Origin of the sequence: Parabacteroides caeci, from assembly GCF_023656795.1 — a bacterium.
GTDB classification, from domain to species: domain Bacteria; phylum Bacteroidota; class Bacteroidia; order Bacteroidales; family Tannerellaceae; genus Parabacteroides; species Parabacteroides segnis.
The window spans coordinates 106,150-129,629 of sequence record NZ_JAMOKT010000011.1; the positions used below are offsets into that span (position 1 = coordinate 106,150).

Here is a 23,480-nt window from a genome sequence, read left to right on the forward strand (position 1 = left end):
ATCAGATATTATTTTAAAATCCACATTAATTGATTCACTTCATCATTTCCTCCATACTGGCGTGCCACGGCTTCTTCCACATTCTCTTTATTATACGAATATTCGTCTGAAGAATACATCCAGCGTACCGGAATCTTATCCTTTGCATTGGTGTTCAGACTGGTTGCCGGATTTATCGGCAACTTCGGATACCCGGTTCTGCGATATTCGAAATAAGCATCCCAGGGGTATTGCATAAAACTCGAGATGTAACGCTGCGTAATGATCTTCTCGATATCACCTTCCTTATCTCCGGTCAGCTGTATGGAGGGCTGGGTAAGAAAGTCGTTAATAACCTCCGGCGTCATTTTCCGTCCCTGATGATAGATATTCTCATCCGGAGTATATTTCACGATGAAATCCATGCTCGCTTTGATCCCTTGCTTGTAATAGGTCGATGCATCACCTGCAATCCATCCTCTTACTACCGCTTCCGCCAGGATGAAATTCTGCTGCGAATATCCCAGACGTATCACCGGTTCACCCGGCCGGTAATAATTATAGCGATCGTTTACACAAGAAAATTTACCTGCAATGTATAAAGGTTTATGTACAGAAAAATCCTCTCTGACATCGGTACCGACAAACACATCCCAACTGTCTGCTGCCACTCCGGCCTTCAACTGAGCCTCACTCGGTTTGGCGTAATAGAAAAGGCGATAGTCCTGCTGCTCTTTCATCATGTCGATAAGGAAAGAAGATACCATCGGATTCTTTGAATACATGTTATCGTTGAACGGGTATAACTGTCCCGCCTTATCGGAATAGACCATCTGGAAATTATCGTCGTTCGACTCCATCAAGGTCGATGAACTGACAATACGGGCAAAACGTTCCTTCACTTTCAAATCAGGATCATCTGCCTTCTTCGATAACGACATCAATACCTGAAGCTGGAAAGTACTAACGATTTTCCGCCACTTCTCAACACTTCCGCCCACGAAAGGATCCCCTTTAAAATCGCTTGCAGCAGAAAAGAAGTCGTATGATTCTTCCAGGTCCTCAAGCACCTGGCGCATCACTTCCTTCTGAGTATCATACTTAGGCTTCAGAACGCTTTCTTCTCCCTTTAAAGCATCGCTATAAGGAATATCCCCCAAGTCCATGGATGACCAGAACAGCTTGTAAGCCTTGACAAACTTCGCCAGTCCCGAATAAGCCGCCACGTCTTTCTCTTCTGCCAATTCGACCATCTTCTGCATATTTATGATGGTATGGTAGTCGCCCAGGCCAGTGCGTCCCCAACCGTTGAAGATATAGCTCTCAGAACCTTCCCCCCAAGCCATATACTTGCTGGCCATACTGTTATAAAGAAAGTTTTTTCCCGTAGAATTCGAAAGCATACTCTTAATACCTCCGGTTGCCAGCATCTCGGACGAAACACGGGTCGGCACGTCCGGATTTGTGTTAATGTCATCAAAATTACCACAGGATGCCATAAAGATGATAGCTGATAGCAGGCAAGCCGCCAATTTTATATATTTCTTCATTGTCTGATCTTTATTATAAATCCAACTTAATATTGAAACCAAGCAAACGGGTAGAAGGTGCATTCAAGTTATCACCTCCGACATCCGGGTCGGCATACTTAAACTCTTTCGTCCAAATCAACAGATTCTGACCGACCAGACCGATCGTCGCGCCTTTCAGCCGGACCTTTTCGCACAATGATTTCGGCATCTGATAAGTAAGCGACAGATCCCTTAACTTGAAAAAGGTCTGCTTGAAGTAGTTCTGAGGCCTTGCAGAATAAGCATTTGCTTGATATTCGCGGGTATATTGTTCGTAAGAGACCTCTACATCATTAGGAGCAAACACCCGGTCGTCGAACGTGATGTTTCCATCCGAATCATACTGAACCGTACCGGAAACTACTTTCACCCCCTGTCCGACATAATTCTTTTTCCCATTCACCACTTCATCGTAACGCCACTGGTTGTCGCTTTCGATATGAGCTCCCGTATTCCACAAAGACTGATTTGTCTTTGAATAAGCTACACCGCCTACGCGACCGTCGATCGTGAAACTCAACGTAAAGTCTTTATAAGAGACCGTATTGACCCATCCCCAGATCCAATCAGGACCTGAAAAACCATGATGAGTAGAATACTTACTCAGCAGCGGATAACCGGCTTCATGGATCATATTGCCCTCTTTATCATATTCGTAATCGGCATAAGTCACATAATCCGTACGGGCTCCCTCCTTTATCCAAGGCTTTTGGGATGAAAAATCCGGGTCGAGTTTAGCAAAATACCGTCTGTCCAATGCCCAGTTGAATGTAGAATTCCAGGCCCAGTCCTTAGTCTTTATAATATCGCCGCTCAATTGTATTTCGACGCCTCGTCTTACATATTCTTCTTTAGAGTTTACCTGCGTATTACTAAAGCCGGTAGCTGCACTAAGTGTTGCGTTCACAATCCGGTTATAGTAATACTTATTATAATAAGCGGCATCCAAAACCAGTCGTTTGCCAAAGAATGTCAGCATTGTTCCCAATTCATACGATTTGGAAGTACTCGGCTTAACTGATTTTCCCCGAATAGTTGAAGGATAAGAGGCACTGGTCATATCATCCCAGGTATTTGTAGAGATGGAGTACGTGTTATTGGTGGCATACACATCGGTATCGGCTTTCGACATAGTCCAGGACCCTCTTACTTTCCAGAAGTCGATAAAGGACGGCATCGGAATAAACTCGGAAAGAACGACACTACCTGCTACCGACGGATAGAAATATGAACGGGTTTCAGAAGGTAAAGAAGACGACCAATCGTTACGTCCGGTCACATCCAGGAACAAAGTGCTCTTCCAGGCAACGGATGCCTTACCAAATAAACTGTTTACCTGTTTCTTTTTCATACCGGCAGAAGTTCCGGGAGGATCGACCGAGGCATTCAAAGAATAGAAACCGGGAACCAGCAAACCGTTCTTTGTTGTACTGGTATGTGTATTATCCTGATAGAAATAGATGTTACCTCCGACAAAGCCATCAACAGAAAAGTCTCCGAACTTATGATCCGCCATCAACATAAAATCGGTATTGATGCTATAACCGTTAGGTGTTTGCAGTTCATAATATCCCTTTTTGTCCCATGCACCGTAGGCTCCGATCGGGTTACGCCATTCCTTGCGGGTGGTATAAACATCCAGGCCGGATCTCAGTGTCGCTTTCAACCAGGGAGTTATTTCATAGCTACCGGAAACAAAACCGTTTACTTTGTCAAAATCGCTTGAAGCGATAATTTCGTTCGCTATATAATAAGGGTTATTATAATACGTGTCGTTATACCAGTTCTGTTCCTGATCCTTTACCCGCCAATAGTTCTTATAATCACGGATATCCCATTCCGGACCTGTCCACACCAGCAAGTTATAGATATAACCGAGACCTCCGTATCCTGTACCCTCTCCCTGGGGAGAAAAACGCTTGTTGTAAGTAAGACTTGCATCCAGGTCGAATCCTTTATAATTCATATTTCCGGCAGCCGTATAAGTTATCTTATTCAACTTCGCATTCGGCCACTGACCTTTATTGTAGACGTGGGTCAGCGAGGTACGGAAACTACCGTACTTTCCTTTTTGTGTGACGCTCACGTTATTGTTGGTTACAAATCCCGTCTCCTGGAAATTCTTCAGGTTGTCTTTTCCTTTTGAAGTCAACGGCATCTCACGCCATTCAAAGGTATAAGGATCATATTGGAGAGCCGTACGGCCTATATCGAGCTTATCCCCCCAGACAAAGTCGGTCGGATTATATTTGCCGCCCTGTCCGCCACTATAGGAAGACTGTACCTCCGGAAACTTCAAATAACCGGCATTGAACATCGTATTGCTGTTTATCGAAATATTCAACCCATCTTCCGAACCTCTTTTCGTTGTCACCATAATGGCTCCGGAAGATCCCCTGGCTCCATAAAGGGCAGAGGCCGTAGCTCCTTTCAAAACGTCTACGGATTCGATGTCATCGGAAGCGACATCCTGTAGTTTCATATTACCATAAGGTATCCCGTCTATGACCAACAACGGATTCTCCCCGCGCAATGACAAATCGGGAGTTGTGTTAAATTCCGTGCTGTTCTGCACATTCAATCCGGCAATCTTACCGGTCAGTGAAGTAGCCACATCTACTGTTTTTACGGCAGCCAGGCGTTCGCCGCCTACTTTCTGGACGGAATATCCCAACGCTTTCTCCTCCCGTTTGATACCCAAAGCCGTCACTACAACTTCGTCAAGCAACTCGGCATCTTCTGATAAAGTTACATTTATCACAGACTGTTTGCCTACCGGCACTTCTTTTGTCTTATAACCGATAAATGTTACCACCAATACCGACTTAGCCGGGACATTCAGGGAATAACGGCCATCCATATCTGTTATAGTTCCCAGTACCTGTCCTTTCACGACTACATTAGCTCCTGAAACAGGTTCGCCCAACTCATCTTTTACAACACCCGAGATCCGGATGTCTTTTGCCATGTTCTCACTGGGAACCAATACGTCCTTTCCGGTTACAATGACATGTCTTCCCTTAATCTCATATTTGACCGGTTGGTCACTGAAAATAATATCCAATGCTTCAGAAATGGATTTACCTGTCAGATTAACACTGATCTGTTTGTGTAGTTGTACCTCTTTCGTATCGATGAAAAAAGAATAGCCACTCTGTTTTTTTACAGTTTCTATTGCGTCTTTCACTGTAATATTCCGGACATTCAAGGTTATTTTCTTTTCCTGTGGCAGTGCCGCAAAAGCAGATTGTCCGCTACCTGCTATAAGTACAGTACATAAGCCTGTAATAAATAATGTTTTTTTATGAGCAAATAATGTTGCTCTAATTTTCTCATAAGGAATGTTTTCCATAATTTTGTATTGTTGTTTTTAATAACAAAAAAGTTTAACGACTATCTGAATCGGGAAATGGTACCAACATTTTCCGATTCGCTTTTTATTCACATGGTTGATTTCCGTATCTATTCTCCTTTCTTTTTTAAGTTAATACTACTTTGTTTTAATAGAGCTCTATAATATTATTCGTTTTTCTGTACTTGAATTTTCCACTGCTGGACATGATCATCAATATGTCATCCAGCGAATCATCCACTCTGAAATCACCGTAAAAGATTAACTTCTTCTTCTCTTCATTTCTAAAGATAAAGGTGACATCGAATGACTTTTCCAGTTCTCTGACTATCTGTTCCAGGGTCTGTTCATTAAAGAAATGCGCACCGGTTGTCCAATGTCCGGCTAATGATGCCGGCACTTTGTGTATATCGGTTATTCCGGTTTCCTTATTATATATAACCTGTTGCTCCGGTTTCATGATCAGCGATTCATCCGGATTCTTTATGTTCAACAAATTAACAGATCCTGCCGCCAATATCACCTCTATGTTTTCTTCGTCAGTATATGCTTTCACGCTAAACTTGGTTCCCAGTACCTTTACATCGAGATCGCTGGTATTCACTATAAAAGGCAGTTTTTCATTGCGGGTCACTTCAAAATAGCCTTCTCCTTCCAGCCGGACATGGCGGTCCTGATGGGAAAAACCGCCAGTATAACTCAATTTACTTCCCGCGTTCAGCCAAACCACCGTTCCGTCCTGCAAAACGATCCGGCTACGTGATCCTATAGGAACCTCAACCGTCTGCATCGCATATAAGGAAGATGGATCGAAATGGTTATACCCCCAATAATAACCTCCTCCCAACAACAGGATACCTGCAAATATTGCCGCCGCCACTCTGACAAAACGCAATGAAAAGCGTTTCTTCTTTTGCAATACGGAGATTCGTCCCCGGAAATGTTGAAAAGCACGGTTGCTCTCTTCTTGGGTCCCCGAAGCAGCGTTGGCAGCCAGCCACACTTCGGTCATTTCATAGAAATATTGTTTATGGGCAGTGTCGGCAGCCACCCATTGCTCCAGTTCAACGCGCTGTTCCTTATTCAGCTCATTATTCAAATAAGCGGTAATCAGGTCATCGGGATAATATGTTTGTTCCGTTTTATTCATTTTCTATGTTGTTATAAGGTAGACAAGAATAGTAGAGAAATGGGGTAGTGAAAAAACTCACTTTTTTCAGAAATATTTCACGAAGCAGACTAAAAGCACTATCAGATAGTCTTTTAAACGATCACGCAATATTGATAATGCTTGTTTTATATGATATTTGACGGTATTGACCGAAATGCCCAGACGGGCTGCAATCTCGTCATGTTTCAATTCTTCCAGGCGGCTGAGAATAAAAACCTGGCGTGTTTCTTTCGGCAGGCGTTCAATCTCTTCCTGCACTTTATCCATCAGTTCCTTTTCCATCAAACGCCCTAACGGGTATTCATCCGAAAGAAATAACAAAGGGGAAGTCATATTCATATCATTCAGACTGACCTCCCTCCCGACATAATTCTTCTGTAAATAATTCAGGGAAAAATTCCGGACCATACGTATAAGATACGCATTCAGAGAGATTTGTATATCTATTGTTTTACGATTTTCCCAAAGATGGAAAAACACATCCGATACAATCGTTTCAGCCAGAAATTCATCTTGCAGATATTGCCGGGAGATACAGAACAGACGATGATAATACTTATCATAAAGTATCCGGAAAGCATTCTCATCACCCTCCTTTACCCCTCTTACTATTTGTTCTTCATAATATTCCACGTGTATCTCCTTAAGGACGGGCGAATTTAGTCAAAACATTTTGACTAAACAACACAAAGCCCCGGAAGACGAATCTCCCGAGGCTTGTTTTTTTGTCTGTTTTCACTCTTCACAGAGGTTGAACAGAAGAACTTTATTTCATTACTTTAGTATTAATATTTACCGCTTGTTCACCTGTCACAGGGTAATTGGTATTTGAAACACCTCGCGGTAAACAATTTAGAATTATTTTGATTATAAATAATTGCTTATTTTACGATTGCTTTAACAGCAGCTTCGCCTTCAACTGTAACGAATACAACACCTGCAGGAGCAGAGATTGTAGCGTTATCAGAAGAAACAACTGTACTAGCTACAGTCTGACCTAATACATTAGCAACTGTTACAGTCTTACCTGCTGTGTTCAATACCTGAACACCACCTTCTACAGTTACAACCTTAACAGCTGAAACTGCTTCGATTGCATCATTTGAAGTAGGTACGTCGTTGCCTTCAGACAATGTGAAGATCTGAGCATCGCGCATGATCTCGTCGATAGAGCCATTAGTACCTTCATGATCTTCAGAAGAACCGCTTGTTGCAGTGTGACGTGCAATAACCGGGCAACCGTTCTGTACTTTAATCCATCCACCTGTGAATGAACCTGCTGCTGCACGTTCTGATTCGATGAAGAAGTTTTCTTCGTCACCTCTGTTGATCAGACGCAAAGAGAATGTATAAGGTGAGTCTAATGCTACAGGAGTCAATTTAGCTAACTTAGCAGGATCGATAACACCACCTTTTTCTTCAGCAACCTTCAGGCTTGCAAGAGTAACATCTTGTTTCAAAGGATCGTTAGACAGGATATAAAGTTTACCACCCTGATAAATACCTTCTACGAAGCCCAGACGATCATAGCTTTCAAATTTGTAATCCTTACCATAATTTTTCATATTGATCAGGAAGCGACCTGTCATATAACCTTTATAAGGATCAGCATGTCCACAAGGATCTGTTACTTCGTAACCATGAATATCACACCAGTAACCATCAGCTACAGTAGCTGTATCTACAGCGAACAAGAACTCAGGCATAATTCCAGCATGATCAGAAACTTTGAATGAAGCCATTGAAGGATTGTAACCTTCAGCCTGGTGAACACCTTCAGATGTTAATCCAAGGAATCCAAACGTTTCATTTCCATTTCCTTCATACAGATATTCGTTAGCAGCACCTCTCTTCAAGAAGAACTTAACAGTCTTGTCAGCTGTCAGATCACGATACAATTTAACATCAGCCAAAGCGATAGCAAATGTTGAACTCGGTTCGCTAGGAATGTTATTTAAGTCATCGTAAGCCAATTTAGAAGTAGATTCCAAAGAAGCCTGGCTGATAGCAGCGTTAGCAGTAGTACCGTCTGTTTTGATCAATACATATGTTTCAGTTTCAGCTTCACCCATTATTTCGTCTGATTTGAAGAAGAAACGTGCTTTTTCCAGACCAGCAGCTGTACCTTCGGCTTCAGTCATTGCTTTGTAGTAAGTCGGCTTGCCGTTTTCAACAACCAGATAAATCCAAGTCTTGTCGTTGTCGATCAATGTTTCATCCAATACCTTTACAGTATATGCTTTTCTTGACAAAGCAGGAAGATCAGCAACTTTACTTCCAAATGTTACAGTACCTGCTTCATAGAATTCGTAATAACTATTTACACCCTTAGTAGGAACGAAGAAGTTACCTTCAGTCAGGTTCAGGAAGTGATCGTCAACCAGATTATCGTTGAATTCGAAAGTGAATTTGTTAACTAACAATTTGTCACCTGCGTTATAGTAACCATGATCTGCACTTGTCAATGCATTTTCAGCAGTAACAGGAGCAATATCATATGCTTCACGATCATTCAATTTAACAGCAGTAAAACCTGTATAGTTTTTATCGATAGCGAAATATTTGCCATCTTTTACATAAAGCTGACCTTCGAATACAGTCGAAACACCGAATTCACGGTTCTTAACAATTACCTGTTCGTTACCTTTTTTCTCAATAGTCCACATAGTTGCAGGCATATTGTTGTAGTTCTGATTTTCTGTCGGAACATCCAGTTGCATGTCACCGGCGAAGTTGCATACGATATATTCGCTACCATCTTTAATAGTATAAAGATTAGAAGCAAATTCTGCACGCTGCAGGTAAGAGAATGCCTGTTCGATAGAAGTTACAATAGCAAAACCGTCTTTTGAAGCGGGAGCTACAGTAATAACTTTGCTACCATCATCCAATTTTACTGCTGTAAAAGAAACAGATTTTTCTTTGTAATCATTTACACTTGCATTAACAACAGAGTTAGCAGATGTTAGCTGACCGCTAGTACCTTTTACTGTAAAGCTAGTTGCAGCAGCACATGAAGCAAACGCTGTTCCATCATTATATTCCTTATCTGTCATGATACCAGCATTCAGCGGTTCGATGAATACACGGTCTTCTGATGGATAATAAGTAGCACGGAACATTGCACGAGCTTTCAAATACTTGTCTGCTGTTGTTGCAGGAGCAGGAGCAGCGATTACTTTCACGCTAGGAGATACACTCGGAAGTTTATTTTCTTCATAGCGTTCTGTACCGATCTGCAAATAATTTGCACCAGCCTTGAATGACAAATTGAAGTATTTATAATCAGCTCCAAATTCAGTTTCCGGATTAGCAACTAAACCTTCTTCTGCAACAAATTCCTGTTCTAAAACTTCTTCGCCTTTTACGCCTTCTTCTGCTACTGTAAACTTGAAGCTTCCGTCACCGTCTGAATCCAAACGATTGTTGAAATCTTCTTTAGTCATGAAGAAAGGAGCAGCCATAACCGGCTTGATCTGCATAGCGTTCAAAGTAGAAATACTAGCAGGAACATCTCCTATCTGAACAGCTACTAATGATGTTTCTGCTACATCAGCACCAGTAGAAGTCTTACAGTCATAACCGTTAGTCTTTAAAGATGTATTGATTGTAGTAGCCACACCAGCCGCAGCTTTATTCAAATACATGATCTGCTTTTTGCCATTAGCATCTGTATAAACAGAATACAATGTAGCCCAATCCATTGCAGCAGAACCGTTATCATTGCTGAGATACCAAGTCCAATCAGAGACACCTTTACCCAATGCTTCTACCTGACCATTTGCAGCAAGAAGCTGATCGAAAGACAGCTTATAGCCGGTTTCTTTATTCACGAAAGTAAAATAACCGCCACTTACACCATCTTCTTTGCTGTATTCAATCTTCCACAAAGAAGCAGTCAGAGGAGCTTTAGCAGCTACCGTTTTTTCTACAACACGTAAATAGATTTTACCAGTCAGTTCGTCGCGTTCCTGAATCAAAACGTCCGCAGCATCAGTAGAAGGATCATTAACTTCTAACTGATACCAGTAATCAGAGTTAATTTTGTTGACATTTTTGTTCCACTCAGCACCAGTAATAGTTGCAAGAGGAGTAGCGCCAGGATTCAGAACCGGATTATTAGCACCGGAACCAACGATGTTTGTATAGCCGGTAGTACCCAAGCGATACTCAAAATCAGTACCTGCATCATAAGTCTGCGCAGCTACTGATCCGGTCACCAAGGCGGCAGCCATCAAAGTAAAAAACTTTTTGTTCATAATCAATAAATTTAATATTAATAATAGTGTTATAAAAGTCCATTTCACGGATCCGTTCAGAGACTGCCAAATGTTAAATGACGAGTTTAAACGTTCCTTTTTTCTCGTCATTTTCGAGTGCATGATTTGAGTTCATACCGGAAAGGTCGAATTTTGTACTAACTTTGTTATTCTGTTGATAAGAAAGGATATAGAGAAAGAAAAAAATATAGGGAAAAAGAGTGGTGGTTAAAAAGATTGTTGTAATTTTGTGACTAGAAAAAAGGAACCTTTAAATTAGTCAGTCCTTTTTCGCACTTCACGTTTTATAATTCAATAGCTACACAGTCATCTCCGTCTTTAATCCGTTAGAGAAATATTAAATGTCTTATATATAATGTACATGCGCGTACATTAATATTATTATTTATCGGAAGCAAAAAATCCATACTATTACGGCTTTTTCCATTTTCAAGCACAAAAATCCAAGAAATCCGATCTTTCGGAGAACGTAAGCGCACCTGTTTTTCATTCCGCAACCAGACAACTTCTGTATCTTATATTAGGATACCATATTCTCATATATTATGATACAACATTCGTATAATATATGAGAATATGGTATCACAATATATGATATTTCTGCATCTATACGGGTAGTTCATTCAGTAGTCCGTAACAGACTATGAATCAATCTCTATCCAAATCATAATACTCCATATATTCGTCATACTGCGGCTCTTCGGTAATGCCTTGGGCAAGGAACAGCTTTTTGATATATGCCTGCTCTTTCGGCCTGACCAGGCGCTTCTTTTGTTTACAGCGGTAATAGGTATTACGTCCCAGATGGGCAATAAGCTGTGATTTGATAGTCTCGGCCTTTCGTAAAGGGATATCATCGAACAGGCAGGTTATGCCTCTGGCGAACCGCTGCGGTTGGTCGAGCAGGAAGAAAGGACACTCTTCGCCGGTGAGAGATGCAAGGTGCCCCGGATTGATAATATATACACCTCCGCGCGTTTGAGGAACACGAAGCCATACCTGATGCCGAAGGCAGGTATCACGACGCACGCATTTCTCGTTGAGACAATGGGCAAAACTACCCGGGAATTCATCATAATCGAAATCTGGTTTCATAATATGTAGCAGTTTATTGGTTACATTGATTTACAAAGATACCATTTTATATGACCTGATACGTAAAGCTGTTTCAGAATTTATCATTATCTTCGCCTTCAAATAATGTAAAAGCCATGAGAAAATCAATCATCCTTTTCATATTTCTGCATACCTTGTCTTACGCCTTCCCTATCTATTTCAAACATATCGGGATGAAAGAAGGACTTTCGCAACTCTCTGTCATGTCTATCTATCAGGATGAACTGGGCCGCATGTGGTTCGGGACGGAAGAAGGGTTAAGCGTTTTCGACGGTGTTCACGTGACTTCATATAAACCGACATTAAAGAATGAATACGGGAAGGATACACCCGTCGGTAACAGCATCGACTTCATAACCGGAGACAACCAGGGGAATATTTATTTCAATTCGGATAATTCCCTGGTACGATACAACCTGCGCTCCCAGCAGTTTTCCTGCCTGAAACAAGCATGGGTGAATGCGATCGCTTTCAGCGGCGAACAACTTTGGGTGAACGCGTCCGATTCTATCTTTGTCTGGGATACACAGACGGAAGAACTTCGTTTCCGCTTCAAACTGGAACTCTCCAACCAACATGCAACCTGTATCATGGTCGATTCCCAAAAACGCTGCTGGATAGGGACTAATTCAGGATTATATATGAAAGAGGAAGACAAGCCCCTTGCCTATATCATTCCTAGTGAAGATATTTATGCCTTATACGAAGATTCACATAGGAACCTATGGATATCCGCCCGTATGAACGGACTTTACAAACGGGAACCGTCGGGTAATTTCAAACGCTACCGCTTCGATCCGCACAACGATAACAATATATCCAGCAACCAGGTAAGGGGAATCGTTGAAGACAACTCCGGTAACCTTTGGATAGGGACCTTCACCGGACTAAACAAATATAATCCCTACAATGATCATTTCCAGGTGTATACCCGCGACAACCTTCCCGGAAGCCTCGCCCACTCCTCCGTTTTCCCAGTTTACAAAGACCGGCAGGGAAGCATCTGGCTGGGTACTTATTACGGGGGTGTCCACTATTTCAATCCTGAAATGGATCTTTTCACGATTTATACGGCAGACAAAACAAGGAAAGACTGCATCAGTTTCCCTTTTGTCGGACATATGACGGAAGATAAAGACGATAATATCTGGATCTGCACCGAAGGCGGCGGGCTAAACCTCTTCGACCGGAAAAAGAAAACATTTACCTATTTCATGGCCGATCCCGACAGAAACTCTATCGCTCATGACAATCTGAAATCTATTGCCTACAGTGCCAACCGCAATAAGCTTTACATCGGTACCCACACCGGCGGACTATCCATATTCGATATCCCGAAGAAACGGTTCCGGAATCCTTATTTCGAAGACCCTTCGTATGCCGTAAAAGCCGGCGACCGTATCAATCAGATGGCCATCTGGAAAGACAAATACCTGGTTCTCCTGACGCAATGGGGATGCGTCAAAATGGATCTCGATACCGAAAAGATCACCCCTACTTTCGAAGGAGGTAAGCAATACGGTAATCATTGTTTCCTGATCGACTCGCAGGATTATATATGGATAACAACAGGAAGAGTCATCAACAAGATCAAGCTGAATAACCAGGAAGACAGGACTGTCTTCCGTTGCGGCGAAAACGGATTGGGAAACCAGCCGGTATCTGCCATCTATGAGGACAAAAAAGGACGTATCTTCTTCGGGACGCTTGGAGCCGGGCTCTATCTGTATGATGAGAAGAGCCATACTTTCAGCGGATATACCACCGAAAACAGTATGATCCTGAGCAACTATTGCTACGACATCAAAGAATCGATACAAGGTTACCTGATCATATCCGGTGATAAAGGACTCTCTTTCCTGGACCCGGAACAACAGTTATTTAAGGTGGTAGAACTGGGCACCGCACTTCCTGTTTCCGGAATCAACAAAGGATGCGGCCTGCTGGTCAGCCCGAACGGCGAAATCTTTGTGGGAGGGATAGACGGTTTAAGTACGTTCTTCGAACAGGACTTGTTCCGGCCAGCAAAAGACTACCGGTTATATTTCTCCGAATTATATATCAACAATGAATTAGTTAATCCTTCCGACCGTTCACGGGTTCTCTCCGACGCTTTGCCTTATACGCAGGAAATAGAGTTGAACCACAATCAGAACAACCTCATCATCTCGTTCAACTCGAACAACTATATCAATACGTTGAAAGAGACGGCTTACGAATACATGCTGGAAGGCTTCGACAACAAATGGATCAGCAATACCGACAACAGCATCCAGTACACGAACCTCAATCCGGGCAAATACACCCTGGTCGTGCGTGAGAAACAATACGACACAAAGATCGAACCACAAACGATCCGGATGGGCATCACGATCCATTCCCCGCTCTATGCCACACCGTTATTTTATCTCTTATACGTGCTGGTCGGCGGCGGGTTGATCTACGGTTTCTTCCGCTTCAAACAGTCACAGTTGCTGCTCAGAACTTCATTGGAGTTTGAACGAAAAGAAAAAGAGAGGATCGAGGAACTGAACCAGGCTAAACTACAGTTCTTTTCAAACATCTCGCATGAGTTCCGGACACCGCTCACCCTGATCATTTCGCAGATCGAACTCTTGCTGCAAAGCAGTTCGGTAGCCCCATCCACCTACAACAAACTGCTGAAGATATATAGGAATACGCACAATATGCGGATGCTGATCAGTGAGTTGCTGGATTTCCGCAAACTGGAACAAGGCCATGTGAAACTGAAAGTATACGAACAAAACATTATCCCTTTCCTGAAAGAGATCTATCTCTCTTTTTACGAATACGCTTCCAGCCGTTCAGTAACTTATCAGTTCACCTCTGGAGCGGAAGATATCGAATGCTGGTTCGACCCCAAACAAATGCAGAAGGTATTCTACAACCTGCTGTCGAACGCATTCAAATATTCAAAACCGGGTGCAGCCATCGAAATGGTCGTCGAAGAGAATGACCAGGCGATCATCATAAAAATCATAGACAACGGTATCGGTATCAGCAAAGAAGATATCGACAAGATATTCGACCGTTTCTACCAGGCAGGAAATAACTCATCGGGAATATCGCAGCCGAGCACAGGTATCGGCCTGTCACTAACCAAGAGCATCATCGGATTGCATCATGGAAAAATACAAGTAGAAAGTACGCCGGGATACGGAAGTATATTCATCGTGCATCTGCCGAAAGGCCGAAGCCATTTCAAAGAAGGCGAATGCCAGTTTGTGCAACCGGAGAAAGAGATGATCCGCAACGAGATACTGCCGGAAAGCCTGACCCAGGAAATTCCCGAAAGTACCTCCGAGTTATCGCTGGCCGAGACGGATGCTACTTACACCGTTCTGTTGGTCGATGACAACGAAGAGTTACTCCAGATACTGAACTCGCTGTTCTCGCCGGTTTATAATGTCTTACTGGCACGGAACGGAAAAGAGGGACTGGAGATCACACGTTCCCAAAAGCCGGATATCATCGTCAGCGACATCATGATGCCTGAAATGTCGGGAACCGAAATGTGCCTGAAGATCAAGAACGATTTCGACATCTGCCATATACCGGTCATCCTGTTGACAGCGCTCGGTTCGGCAGAGCAAAGCATAGAAGGTTTGCAGCGGGGAGCCGACGATTATATCAGCAAGCCGTTCAATGCCAAAGTGCTGCTTGCCCGTTGTAACAACCTAGTGCGCAACCGTATTATCCTGCAAAAGAAGTTCAACGAGCAAAGGGATTTCGATACGCAATCGCTGGCCAGCAACCCGATCGACCAGAAGTTTATGGACACGGTAAACCGAATCGTAGAAGAAAACCTGAGTAATATGGAATTCGACATGAATACCCTGGCTAAAGAACTGGGATTGAGCCGCAGCTCGCTTTATGCCAAGTTCAAGGCCCTGACCGGAATGACACCGAACGATTTCGTCCTGAATTGTAAACTGAAGCGGGCCGCCACCTTGTTGATAACCCGTCAGGATTTGCAGATTGCCGAGATCTCCGACATGCTGGGTTTTGGTTCCCCCCGTTATTTCACCCGTTGCTTCAAAGCACAGTTCGATACGACACCGGCGGAATACAAGAAAAAGAAGGCAGACTAATGCCTGCCTTCAATGATTATTTTTTCTTCTGATAATAACGAACCCAGTCGACCTTCATCTCGACCGGAAGATCTTCCGGGTTGACAGGACCGACCCAAGGGCCACCCAGCTGCATATCAATTAACAGATAATAGGGTTTGTCAAATGGGAATTGACCTTCTTTATCGGTTTCTATGCGGGGATATGAAAAGTTTCGTACATCATTTATAAAGAAAACGAGGCTATCCGGATACATTTCTACGGCATATACATTATAACCTGCCGGATCGATAGGCCCGGTACTTCCCTGAGGCGGGTCTTTCTTGATATTCAGGTTATGCGTATAAGTAGAATGAACTGTCTGATAAGCAATGCTATCATAATTCAGATGCTCCATGATATCTATCTCGCCGCCCGACGGCCAGGGATACTTCGCTTCTTCAAACGGTTTTAGCCAGATGGCAGGCCATGCCCCGGTGACACATCCCAGCTGTGCTTTTATCTCTAACCGGCCTCCATGGAAAGCACGCTTATATTTGGTATAGATGCCTCCGGTAATGTAAGGAACCGTATCGGTCGAGCGGTCCGGATTGATTAAACCTTTCAAAACAAGATTACCGTCAACCAAATCATAACAGAGTTCACTGTCAGACATGTATTTTGCCCACTCCGGTGCCCAACGGGGAATTTTTGACCAGTTTGTCGTATCCAACCCGTTTGCCTGGTCAAAGTTTTCTTCCCAGACCAACTGCCATTCATCTGCCGGCCTCGTATTGCAGGCAGCCATCATCAGAATGACAGCTGCTCCGCATATCCATTTCATACCTTTTCTCATAAGAAAATATTATTTCGATTCTAACTCCTTCTTACGTTTCAACGCTTCCATAAAATAGTAATCGGCATAGTTCAACGGAACGTCTATTTCCGAGTTATGAGGAATACTGCCTACGGAATGCATCAGGAGAAAGTTTCCGTTCGTACCCAAGGCAGCCCGGTAAGCCGGAGAGCCCAGCGAAGTCATGATACTGTCGGCATACGTCTTATACGCTGCGGCATCTTCCACATCCATCGTACTGATTTCATACAATGCGGAAACGATACAGGAAGCTGAAGAAGCATCACGCGGTTCATTCGGAATATTCGGTGCATCCATATCCCAATAAGGGATCAGGTCAGCCGGCATTGCCTTATGATTCTTCATGAAATTGAATGTTTTCAACGCCTGGTCCAGATATTTGCGATCACCCGTTTCACGGTAGCAAACAACGAATCCGTAAATAGCCCACGCCTGTCCGCGGCTCCAGGCCGATTCATGCGCATATCCTTGTGCCGTATGACGGTTACGGACTGAACCATCTTTCAGACTATAATCGATGACATGGTAACAGCTGCCGTCCGGACGGAAATGTTCCTGCAACGTACGGTCTGCATGAGCAATCGCTATGTTATAAAAAGAGGAATCACCGGACAGACGGGTCGCTTCGAACATCAGCTCCAGGTTCATCATATTGTCGATAATCACCGGACATTCCCAACCACGTTCCGACTGCCATCCTTTATCCACATTCCATGACTGGATTACCTGGGGAGCCTCACGGAAACGGGTCGATAATGACTTGGCTGCCTGTACCATCACATCTTTATAAGACGGATCGGCTGTCAGACGCAAACCATTACCGAAGCTACAATTAACAATGAACCCGATGTCATGATGCCAGGTCAGATTCTTGGCTTCTTCTATGGCCCATGTATATTTCTGAGCGAGCGGAAGCAAGGCCGTATCGCCCGTCAGTTCATACAGATACCACACCGAGCCGGGGAAGAACCCACTGCGCCAGTCTCCATAGCCGCAATAATAAACTGAGCTATCCTTTTTCAGCGTCACAGGATTCAGGCATTTACCACTGGCTTCAATGACTTCTATCTCGTTACCGAGCTGTGCACGGGCGAAATCGATATTCTCGTCAATAAAACTCTTTTCTACAGTTTTAGGTGTTCCCCCGCAAGAGATCAGGAATGCGGAGAAAGCTAAAGCGATCCAATTTTTCATTCTTCTTTTATTTATTGTTTTGTTTAATTGTAAATGTATAAATCCCGGATTTTACCATTTTTCGGGCATTCAAGGAGAGACGATAGATTTCTTTTCCCCATACATTGGATAAACGCGAGTCATCCAATGCGACCGTTTCTACAGACGGGGTGAAAGTATTTTTATCATACAGCAATTCCACCTTTTCTCCGTTTACATCTATCCGGACGATTCCTTCCGAAGATACATCGATCTTACCCCAGGTCAGGAAATTGACTTGATTCGGTTCCTTCAACTCTTTCAGGGTAAATGAATCCTGAATCTTCACTTCGCCCTTATTCTTATTTAATGTATATGAGCGAATCCATTTGTCTACCCCGGCTTCTTCAGGATAAGCGGTAGCAATATTAGCGGTAAAAGTCATCCGCTTCGGGTCGAAAGAAGTCGCAGTCGCTTTATACCGGGAACCAAACGACTGGGGTACTCCGTTTATCATCGGCAGGTTATGATAGTTGCTCTGCATTGTCCAGATCGTATACCGTTCGTTACTGAATGTCTGCCGGGTATAAGTGCCGACACCGGCATCGATAAATACCGGAGTCGTATTTGAATACAAAGAAAAAGTTCCGGCATCATTATGATTATGGCTTTCATTGTTATATCCACCTTTCGCAGCCAGGAAGAAACCGGCTTTGTTCGTCATATAACAAAATTCCGTTTCAGGATACCAGGTATAAGCCGGAGACTGATACGAAGGCTCCGCCTCTCCCATCTCCTTTGCATACAGGAGACTTTGTAAGGTGCGGAACATATCTCTCCCGGAAGAAAGTGATTTTCTGGTTGACAGGCTGTTCAGATAAGCGGCATACTGCATCATCACATCACTGCCTACCGCCTTTCCGTAGCGGAAAATAATCGGAGCATCTCCGCCACCTTTCGCCGAGGCATCCGCAAAGTTAACCACCCAGCCATTCCCTACATAGGAGCGGGCAATATATTCACCCATATTTTTGATGATCGGCTGATCGAACAAACTGATCTTTCCACCGGTTCCGTCGTACAATAATTGCAGATAATCATACATCTTTCCCGCAGCATGTCCCCAATAAGAAGGACCTTCTTCACAGGCTCCGTCCGAATGGGTATAGTTGATGAACTTATCGACAGAGACCATTGTACGATGAACGGCTTCTGCCAGCTTCTCTTTATCGTTTTCCAACAGTAGGAAACATTGCAGTACATTAAAATTACACCACGGATTCCAGTTGTTGACCAAAGTTCCGGGTTTGTAATTGAAGGCCATCCACCAGAAACGATCTTCTTTCATATAAGTATCCAGTATTCTTTTCTGCAACTCATGGCGCAGGCGCTCGGAAATAACAGGATTTACTTTATCAAATTCGGCATGGAAGAAATAATAAGTCCAGGACAATAAGGAACCCAGGTCGCCGGCAGTCAGGTCGATCACATCTTCTTTATAATCGGGTAAAGAACGTTTTGAATGCTGTGCGCTTAAATGCGCCGACAATGCCCAGGAAGTCATCTCGCAGGACTGAAAGACACCATTGATCAGCTGATCGATAAAGCGACCCTTTCCTTCTGCCAGTTCGGCCATCACCAAGTCGGCTATGGCTCCGTTATTACTGCCGAAAGGATCTTCCATGATTCGCCGGTTTCCGCTGCGTTCATATTCGATATAGTCGGTTGCTTTAACAACTTTCCATTCATAACCCAAACGTTTCTCTCCTTGTTTGATGTAATCATTCCTGTAATCTCCCAAAAATTGCTCCCAGGCAGTGCGATCGGTATAATCCGGATAAGGAACCCATTGCCGGTCCATCAATAAAACGGATTTCAATTCAGATATATCTGCCGCCTTTTGCAGCAGATCACGTTCGACATAAGCATTTGCAGATGCTATTATTCCGAATAGCAGGCAAAATAAGGTTAAACATTTCTGTGTTCTCATGATACTATTATTTGCTTTGAACACAAAGGTAGAAAGATTGTCCATAACAGAGGCGCCTATTTATCCATTTCATATGCACTTATCGTCCAAGGACACAGATTAAAACAGGTCAAAAGGTTCTTTTTATTTCATTGTAAATAAAGGTATGTATTAGTCTGTTAAGGTATTTGATACCACTTTTGCAGTAAACTGCTTTCACATATATTAAGGCATAACTTAGTTCTAATGGAACTCCAATCATACCGATGCAAATATATATGTTATTAATGTTAATGAGTGTATTAATTTATCCATTTAATATGCACTAATAGTCCAACGCTTATTTGTAAAAAACGAGAACTCCCCTATTTTAAAGCCCTTGTATATTTAGCCTCCGGATAAGAATGTTAACTATATTCAATAATAATAACAGTAATGATTTAATCATTCCAAACATCTTTTCAGTATCTGCAACGCTAATACCAATGATTTGTCTTTCTCCGCTCTCCATTTATTTATCAGCGCCTCACCTAAAGTTACCCTAAAATCCACACCGTTTTCAACAGTCATTATATACTAATTGATCTTCAATCCTTTCGCCATCCAAATCAAAAAAACAGCGTAGTTCCATTAGAACTATGTGGTTTTTGCCAGATACCCAGGCTGGAACTCACGGAAAAACAATCAGTAAACCGGGTAAACAATTAATTAATCATTAACTAAATCTGGTGTTATTATGACAAAGGATTTTAATCGTTTTTACTTATCAAAACAGATGTTCCTGGGAGCAACCCTGCTTCTGGCATCTGTAGGATTGGCAACGGCCAGTCCGGCAACAGGAACTACGGGTACAGCCTTACCGAACCCTGTTGCTGCTTCTTCTCAACAAGCCAAATACATTATTAATGGAGTAGTCGAAGATCAGTTCGGTCCGATAGCAGGCGCCAATGTAGTTGAGAAGGGAACCACAAACGGGACAATTACCGATATGGACGGTAACTTTACCCTGGAAGTATCACCTAATTCCGTACTGGTCGTTTCATTTATCGGATTCAAGGAGCAACAGATTCCGGTGAATAACCAGAAATCATTACGGATTAAATTATCGGAAGACTCCCAGGCACTGGACGAAGTCGTTGTAGTAGGTTACGGAACACAGAAGAAAGTGAACCTGTCCGGCTCCGTTACCTCCGTAAATGTCAGCGAGATGGCCGAAAGCCGCCCGTTAACCAACATCTCTACGGCTTTGGCCGGAACTGCACCGGGGGTACAGATCACATCCAGCAACAATATCCCCTCCAACAACGGTGATGCGGATATTAAGGTACGCGGACAGGGAACATTGAACAACTCCTCTCCCCTGGTTATTATTGATGGTGTGGAAGGTAATTTGAACAGCGTCAGCCCGCAGGATGTGGAAACAGTCAGCGTATTGAAGGATGCTGCCTCATCGGCCATCTACGGTTCACGTGCAGCAAACGGTGTAATCCTGATTACCACCAAGTCCGGTAAGGCCGGCAGGATGAAAATCGACTATACCGGTTATGTTTCTTTCCAGAGCCTGAACAAGCCATACGACGTAGTCACCGACTATGCCAGCTACATGGAGTATATGAATGAAGGGATGCGCAACAGCAATAAGCCCGAACCTTTCTCCCAGAACGTGATAAATTTGTGGCGTGAGAAGTCGAAAGACCCGAACGGTCTGAATGAGCATGGTATTCCGAACTATCTGGCATATCCTAACAGCGATATCTTCGATGTGTATGAAACCGGTGTTTCCCATCAACACAGCCTGTCAGCAACCGGAGGTTCCGAAAAAGTGACTTATTATACTTCTTTCAACTATCTGAACAACCCGGGTATCCTGGAAAATTGCGGATACGAACGTTTCAGCCTCCGTGCCAATATCGCGACTCGCAGGTAAAAGACTGGTTGAAAATCGGTGTAAACCTGAGCGGATATACAGCCAATACAACTCCGGTCAGCGAGAACATCAACGATATCTATACCTACGGCTTAACCGGTGGAAACCCGGGTATCGCCTATTTGGACGACCAGAACCGGTTGGGTATCAATGCCAATAATGAAGATGACCCTCAGAACGCTACAAACAATCCATATAATCGTTTAAGGAATGTGAGCGGTAACATCGGAATAAACACGCTGAAAACCCGTATGTATGCGATTTTGACTCCGTTAAAAGGTCTGACTATCCAGGGTTCTTATACCTATGATTATTATGACAAACAAAAGGATTCGAAACCAAACTTCGTCCCGATGTATAATTTCCAGACGAATACGTTATATACAGATGGTGTGGGCCAGACAAGCATCTATAATTACAATGAAAAGACCTACAGGAATTTCATGGATGCCATCGCTCGCTACGAACGTAACTATCTGAATAACCGCCTGAGCACAAATATCATGATTGGTGCCAGCCAGGAACAATACAAACGTTCTTACTTCAGTGCCACCCGTAAGGATTTGCTCGACCCGTCACTGGGTGTAATCGGAGGAGCTATCGGCGAATCTTCCTCAACCGGTAATGTTACGGAATGGGCGATGCGCTCTTTCTTCGGACGTATCAACCTGGGTTGGGATGACAAATACTTATTGGAAGCCAACCTTCGTGCCGACGGCTCTTCCCGTTTCCAGAAAGATAACCGCTGGGGTTATTTTCCATCGTTCTCTGCAGCCTGGCGTATTTCGGAAGAAAACTTCATGAAAGACTTCACCTGGCTGGATAACCTGAAGATACGTGGTTCTTACGGTTCGCTGGGTAACAACACCCTGGGAAGCAACAGAGATAATGACGGCAACTACCTCTCGCAGTCGCTGTATGCACAGACCAACTACGTATTAGGCCGTGCCGTGGCAATGGGACTTTCTCAAACTGCCATCGCCAATGCCAATCTGTCCTGGGAAACGACCTATATCACCAACCTGGGTGTTGACTATAATATGTTTGGCAATCGTCTGAGCGGTAGTCTCGAATTCTTCAATAAGAAAACAGACGGCATTTTGATTGACCTTCCGGCTCCAATGGTTCACGGTAACGCGACAATTCCTAAGCAGAATGCCGCCCAGGTAACCAATAAAGGGGTTGAGTTCTCTGTGAACTGGTCCGACAGAGTCGGTAAGGATTTCGACTATAATGTAGGCTTCAACTTCACTTACATCAAAAACAATGTCGATAAATTTAAAGGAGACGAACCTTCGTACGACGGAGCCAGAATGTTGAAGGAAGGACTTCCTATCTGGTCTTTGTATGTCCGCGAAATTGACCGTATCATCCAGACAGACGCAGACCTGGCACTGGTTGAAACGATGTTGAATAACCCGGAAGTAGAAGGTAAAGTCGTATTCCCTTACGGAGTTCCTCAAAAAGGTGATATCCTGTATAAAGACCTGAATGGTGACGGACTGGTAAACGATGATGACCGTACCGTTATCGGAGACGGCCGGAACCCGACTTTCACGTATGGCGTGAACCTGGGATTCAACTGGAAAGGCATTGACTTCTCTACATTGATTCAGGGTGTAGCCGGCATTAAGGACGTATATCTGAGCAACTTGTATAAAAGTGGTGTCCGCCAGGGTTACCAGATGAACCAGGAAGTTATCGACGGACGTTGGTACGAAGGCCGTACGGATGCCAGTTATCCGCGTCTGCTGGACTATAGCGATACTCGTAACGAACAGTATTCCGACTTTTGGGTTGCCAGCAAAGCGTACCTGAAAATTCGTAACATCACATTAGGTTATACCCTGCCCAGCCAATGGACCAAGGTTGCCTATATGGACAGAGTCAGAGTATACGGAAGTTTGGAAAACTTCTTCACTTTCTCGAAGTGGAAAGGATACGACCCTGAAGTGAGCGGCGTTACCTATCCGACCATGCGTCAAGCTGTAATCGGTATCAATGTTACCTTCTGAT

Annotated in this window: 10 protein-coding genes and 1 pseudogene; 2 read left to right on the forward strand and 9 right to left on the reverse strand. The window is 43.6% G+C overall.

The window, feature by feature from the left end:
• Positions 1–8 precede the first annotated feature (8 nt).
• The 6 genes from NBH15_RS08005 to NBH15_RS08030 all read right to left on the reverse strand — a co-directional run bounded on the left by NBH15_RS08005 (position 9) and on the right by NBH15_RS08030 (position 11,448).
• On the reverse strand, positions 9–1,529 hold the full coding sequence (locus NBH15_RS08005; RefSeq protein ID WP_250822402.1) for a SusD/RagB family nutrient-binding outer membrane lipoprotein: 1,521 nt from the start codon (positions 1,527–1,529) through the stop codon (positions 9–11).
• Positions 1,530–1,542: 13 nt separating this feature from the next.
• The gene (locus tag NBH15_RS08010) at positions 1,543–4,902 is read right to left on the reverse strand and encodes a SusC/RagA family TonB-linked outer membrane protein (protein WP_250822403.1); all 3,360 of its coding nucleotides are present in this window, start codon (positions 4,900–4,902) and stop codon (positions 1,543–1,545) included.
• Between the two features lie 148 nt (positions 4,903–5,050).
• Complete coding sequence (locus NBH15_RS08015; RefSeq protein ID WP_250822404.1) at positions 5,051–6,052, reverse strand: FecR family protein; 1,002 nt, start codon at positions 6,050–6,052, stop codon at positions 5,051–5,053.
• Between the two features lie 66 nt (positions 6,053–6,118).
• Positions 6,119–6,706: an RNA polymerase sigma-70 factor gene (locus tag NBH15_RS08020; protein WP_250822405.1), complete on the reverse strand. Its 588-nt coding sequence runs from the start codon at positions 6,704–6,706 to the stop codon at positions 6,119–6,121.
• Positions 6,707–6,954: 248 nt separating this feature from the next.
• Positions 6,955–10,332, reverse strand: a complete 3,378-nt coding sequence (locus NBH15_RS08025) for a DUF6383 domain-containing protein (protein WP_250822406.1) — start codon at positions 10,330–10,332, stop codon at positions 6,955–6,957.
• A 669-nt stretch (positions 10,333–11,001) separates the two neighbouring features.
• The gene (locus tag NBH15_RS08030) at positions 11,002–11,448 is read right to left on the reverse strand and encodes a DUF6078 family protein (protein WP_250822407.1); all 447 of its coding nucleotides are present in this window, start codon (positions 11,446–11,448) and stop codon (positions 11,002–11,004) included.
• A 116-nt stretch (positions 11,449–11,564) separates the two neighbouring features.
• On the opposite strand from NBH15_RS08030, the gene NBH15_RS08035 reads away from it, so the two are divergent.
• Positions 11,565–15,581, forward strand: coding sequence for a hybrid sensor histidine kinase/response regulator transcription factor (locus NBH15_RS08035; RefSeq protein ID WP_250822408.1), 4,017 nt, complete (start codon positions 11,565–11,567; stop codon positions 15,579–15,581).
• Positions 15,582–15,597: 16 nt separating this feature from the next.
• On the opposite strand, the gene NBH15_RS08040 is transcribed toward NBH15_RS08035, so the two are convergent.
• From NBH15_RS08040 to NBH15_RS08050, 3 genes are read right to left on the reverse strand one after another with little or no spacing between them, the layout of a single operon-like run.
• A complete protein-coding gene (locus NBH15_RS08040; protein WP_250822409.1) occupies positions 15,598–16,395 on the reverse strand; it encodes a glycoside hydrolase family 16 protein in 798 nt (265 codons plus the stop codon).
• Positions 16,396–16,404: 9 nt separating this feature from the next.
• Complete coding sequence (locus tag NBH15_RS08045; protein WP_250822410.1) at positions 16,405–17,610, reverse strand: glycoside hydrolase family 88 protein; 1,206 nt, start codon at positions 17,608–17,610, stop codon at positions 16,405–16,407.
• Positions 17,611–17,617: 7 nt separating this feature from the next.
• Positions 17,618–19,558, reverse strand: coding sequence for a heparinase II/III family protein (locus NBH15_RS08050; RefSeq protein WP_250822411.1), 1,941 nt, complete (start codon positions 19,556–19,558; stop codon positions 17,618–17,620).
• Positions 19,559–20,273: 715 nt separating this feature from the next.
• Here NBH15_RS08050 and NBH15_RS29505 point away from each other — a divergent pair.
• Positions 20,274–23,479, forward strand: a pseudogene (locus NBH15_RS29505) (SusC/RagA family TonB-linked outer membrane protein).
• Position 23,480 lies beyond the last annotated feature (1 nt).

Excerpts from the sequence above, each read along its gene's own strand:
- NBH15_RS08005 (WP_250822402.1), bottom strand. The coding sequence starts at position 1,529 with ATGAAGAAATATATAAAATTGGCGGCTTGCCTGCTATCAGCTATCATC.
- NBH15_RS08010 (WP_250822403.1), bottom strand. The coding sequence starts at position 4,902 with ATGGAAAACATTCCTTATGAGAAAATTAGAGCAACATTATTTGCTCAT.
- NBH15_RS08015 (WP_250822404.1), bottom strand. The coding sequence starts at position 6,052 with ATGAATAAAACGGAACAAACATATTATCCCGATGACCTGATTACCGCT.
- NBH15_RS08025 (WP_250822406.1), bottom strand. The coding sequence starts at position 10,332 with ATGAACAAAAAGTTTTTTACTTTGATGGCTGCCGCCTTGGTGACCGGA.
- NBH15_RS08030 (WP_250822407.1), bottom strand. The coding sequence starts at position 11,448 with ATGAAACCAGATTTCGATTATGATGAATTCCCGGGTAGTTTTGCCCAT.
- NBH15_RS08035 (WP_250822408.1), top strand. The coding sequence starts at position 11,565 with ATGAGAAAATCAATCATCCTTTTCATATTTCTGCATACCTTGTCTTAC.
- NBH15_RS08040 (WP_250822409.1), bottom strand. The coding sequence starts at position 16,395 with ATGAGAAAAGGTATGAAATGGATATGCGGAGCAGCTGTCATTCTGATG.
- NBH15_RS08045 (WP_250822410.1), bottom strand. The coding sequence starts at position 17,610 with ATGAAAAATTGGATCGCTTTAGCTTTCTCCGCATTCCTGATCTCTTGC.
- NBH15_RS08050 (WP_250822411.1), bottom strand. The coding sequence starts at position 19,558 with ATGAGAACACAGAAATGTTTAACCTTATTTTGCCTGCTATTCGGAATA.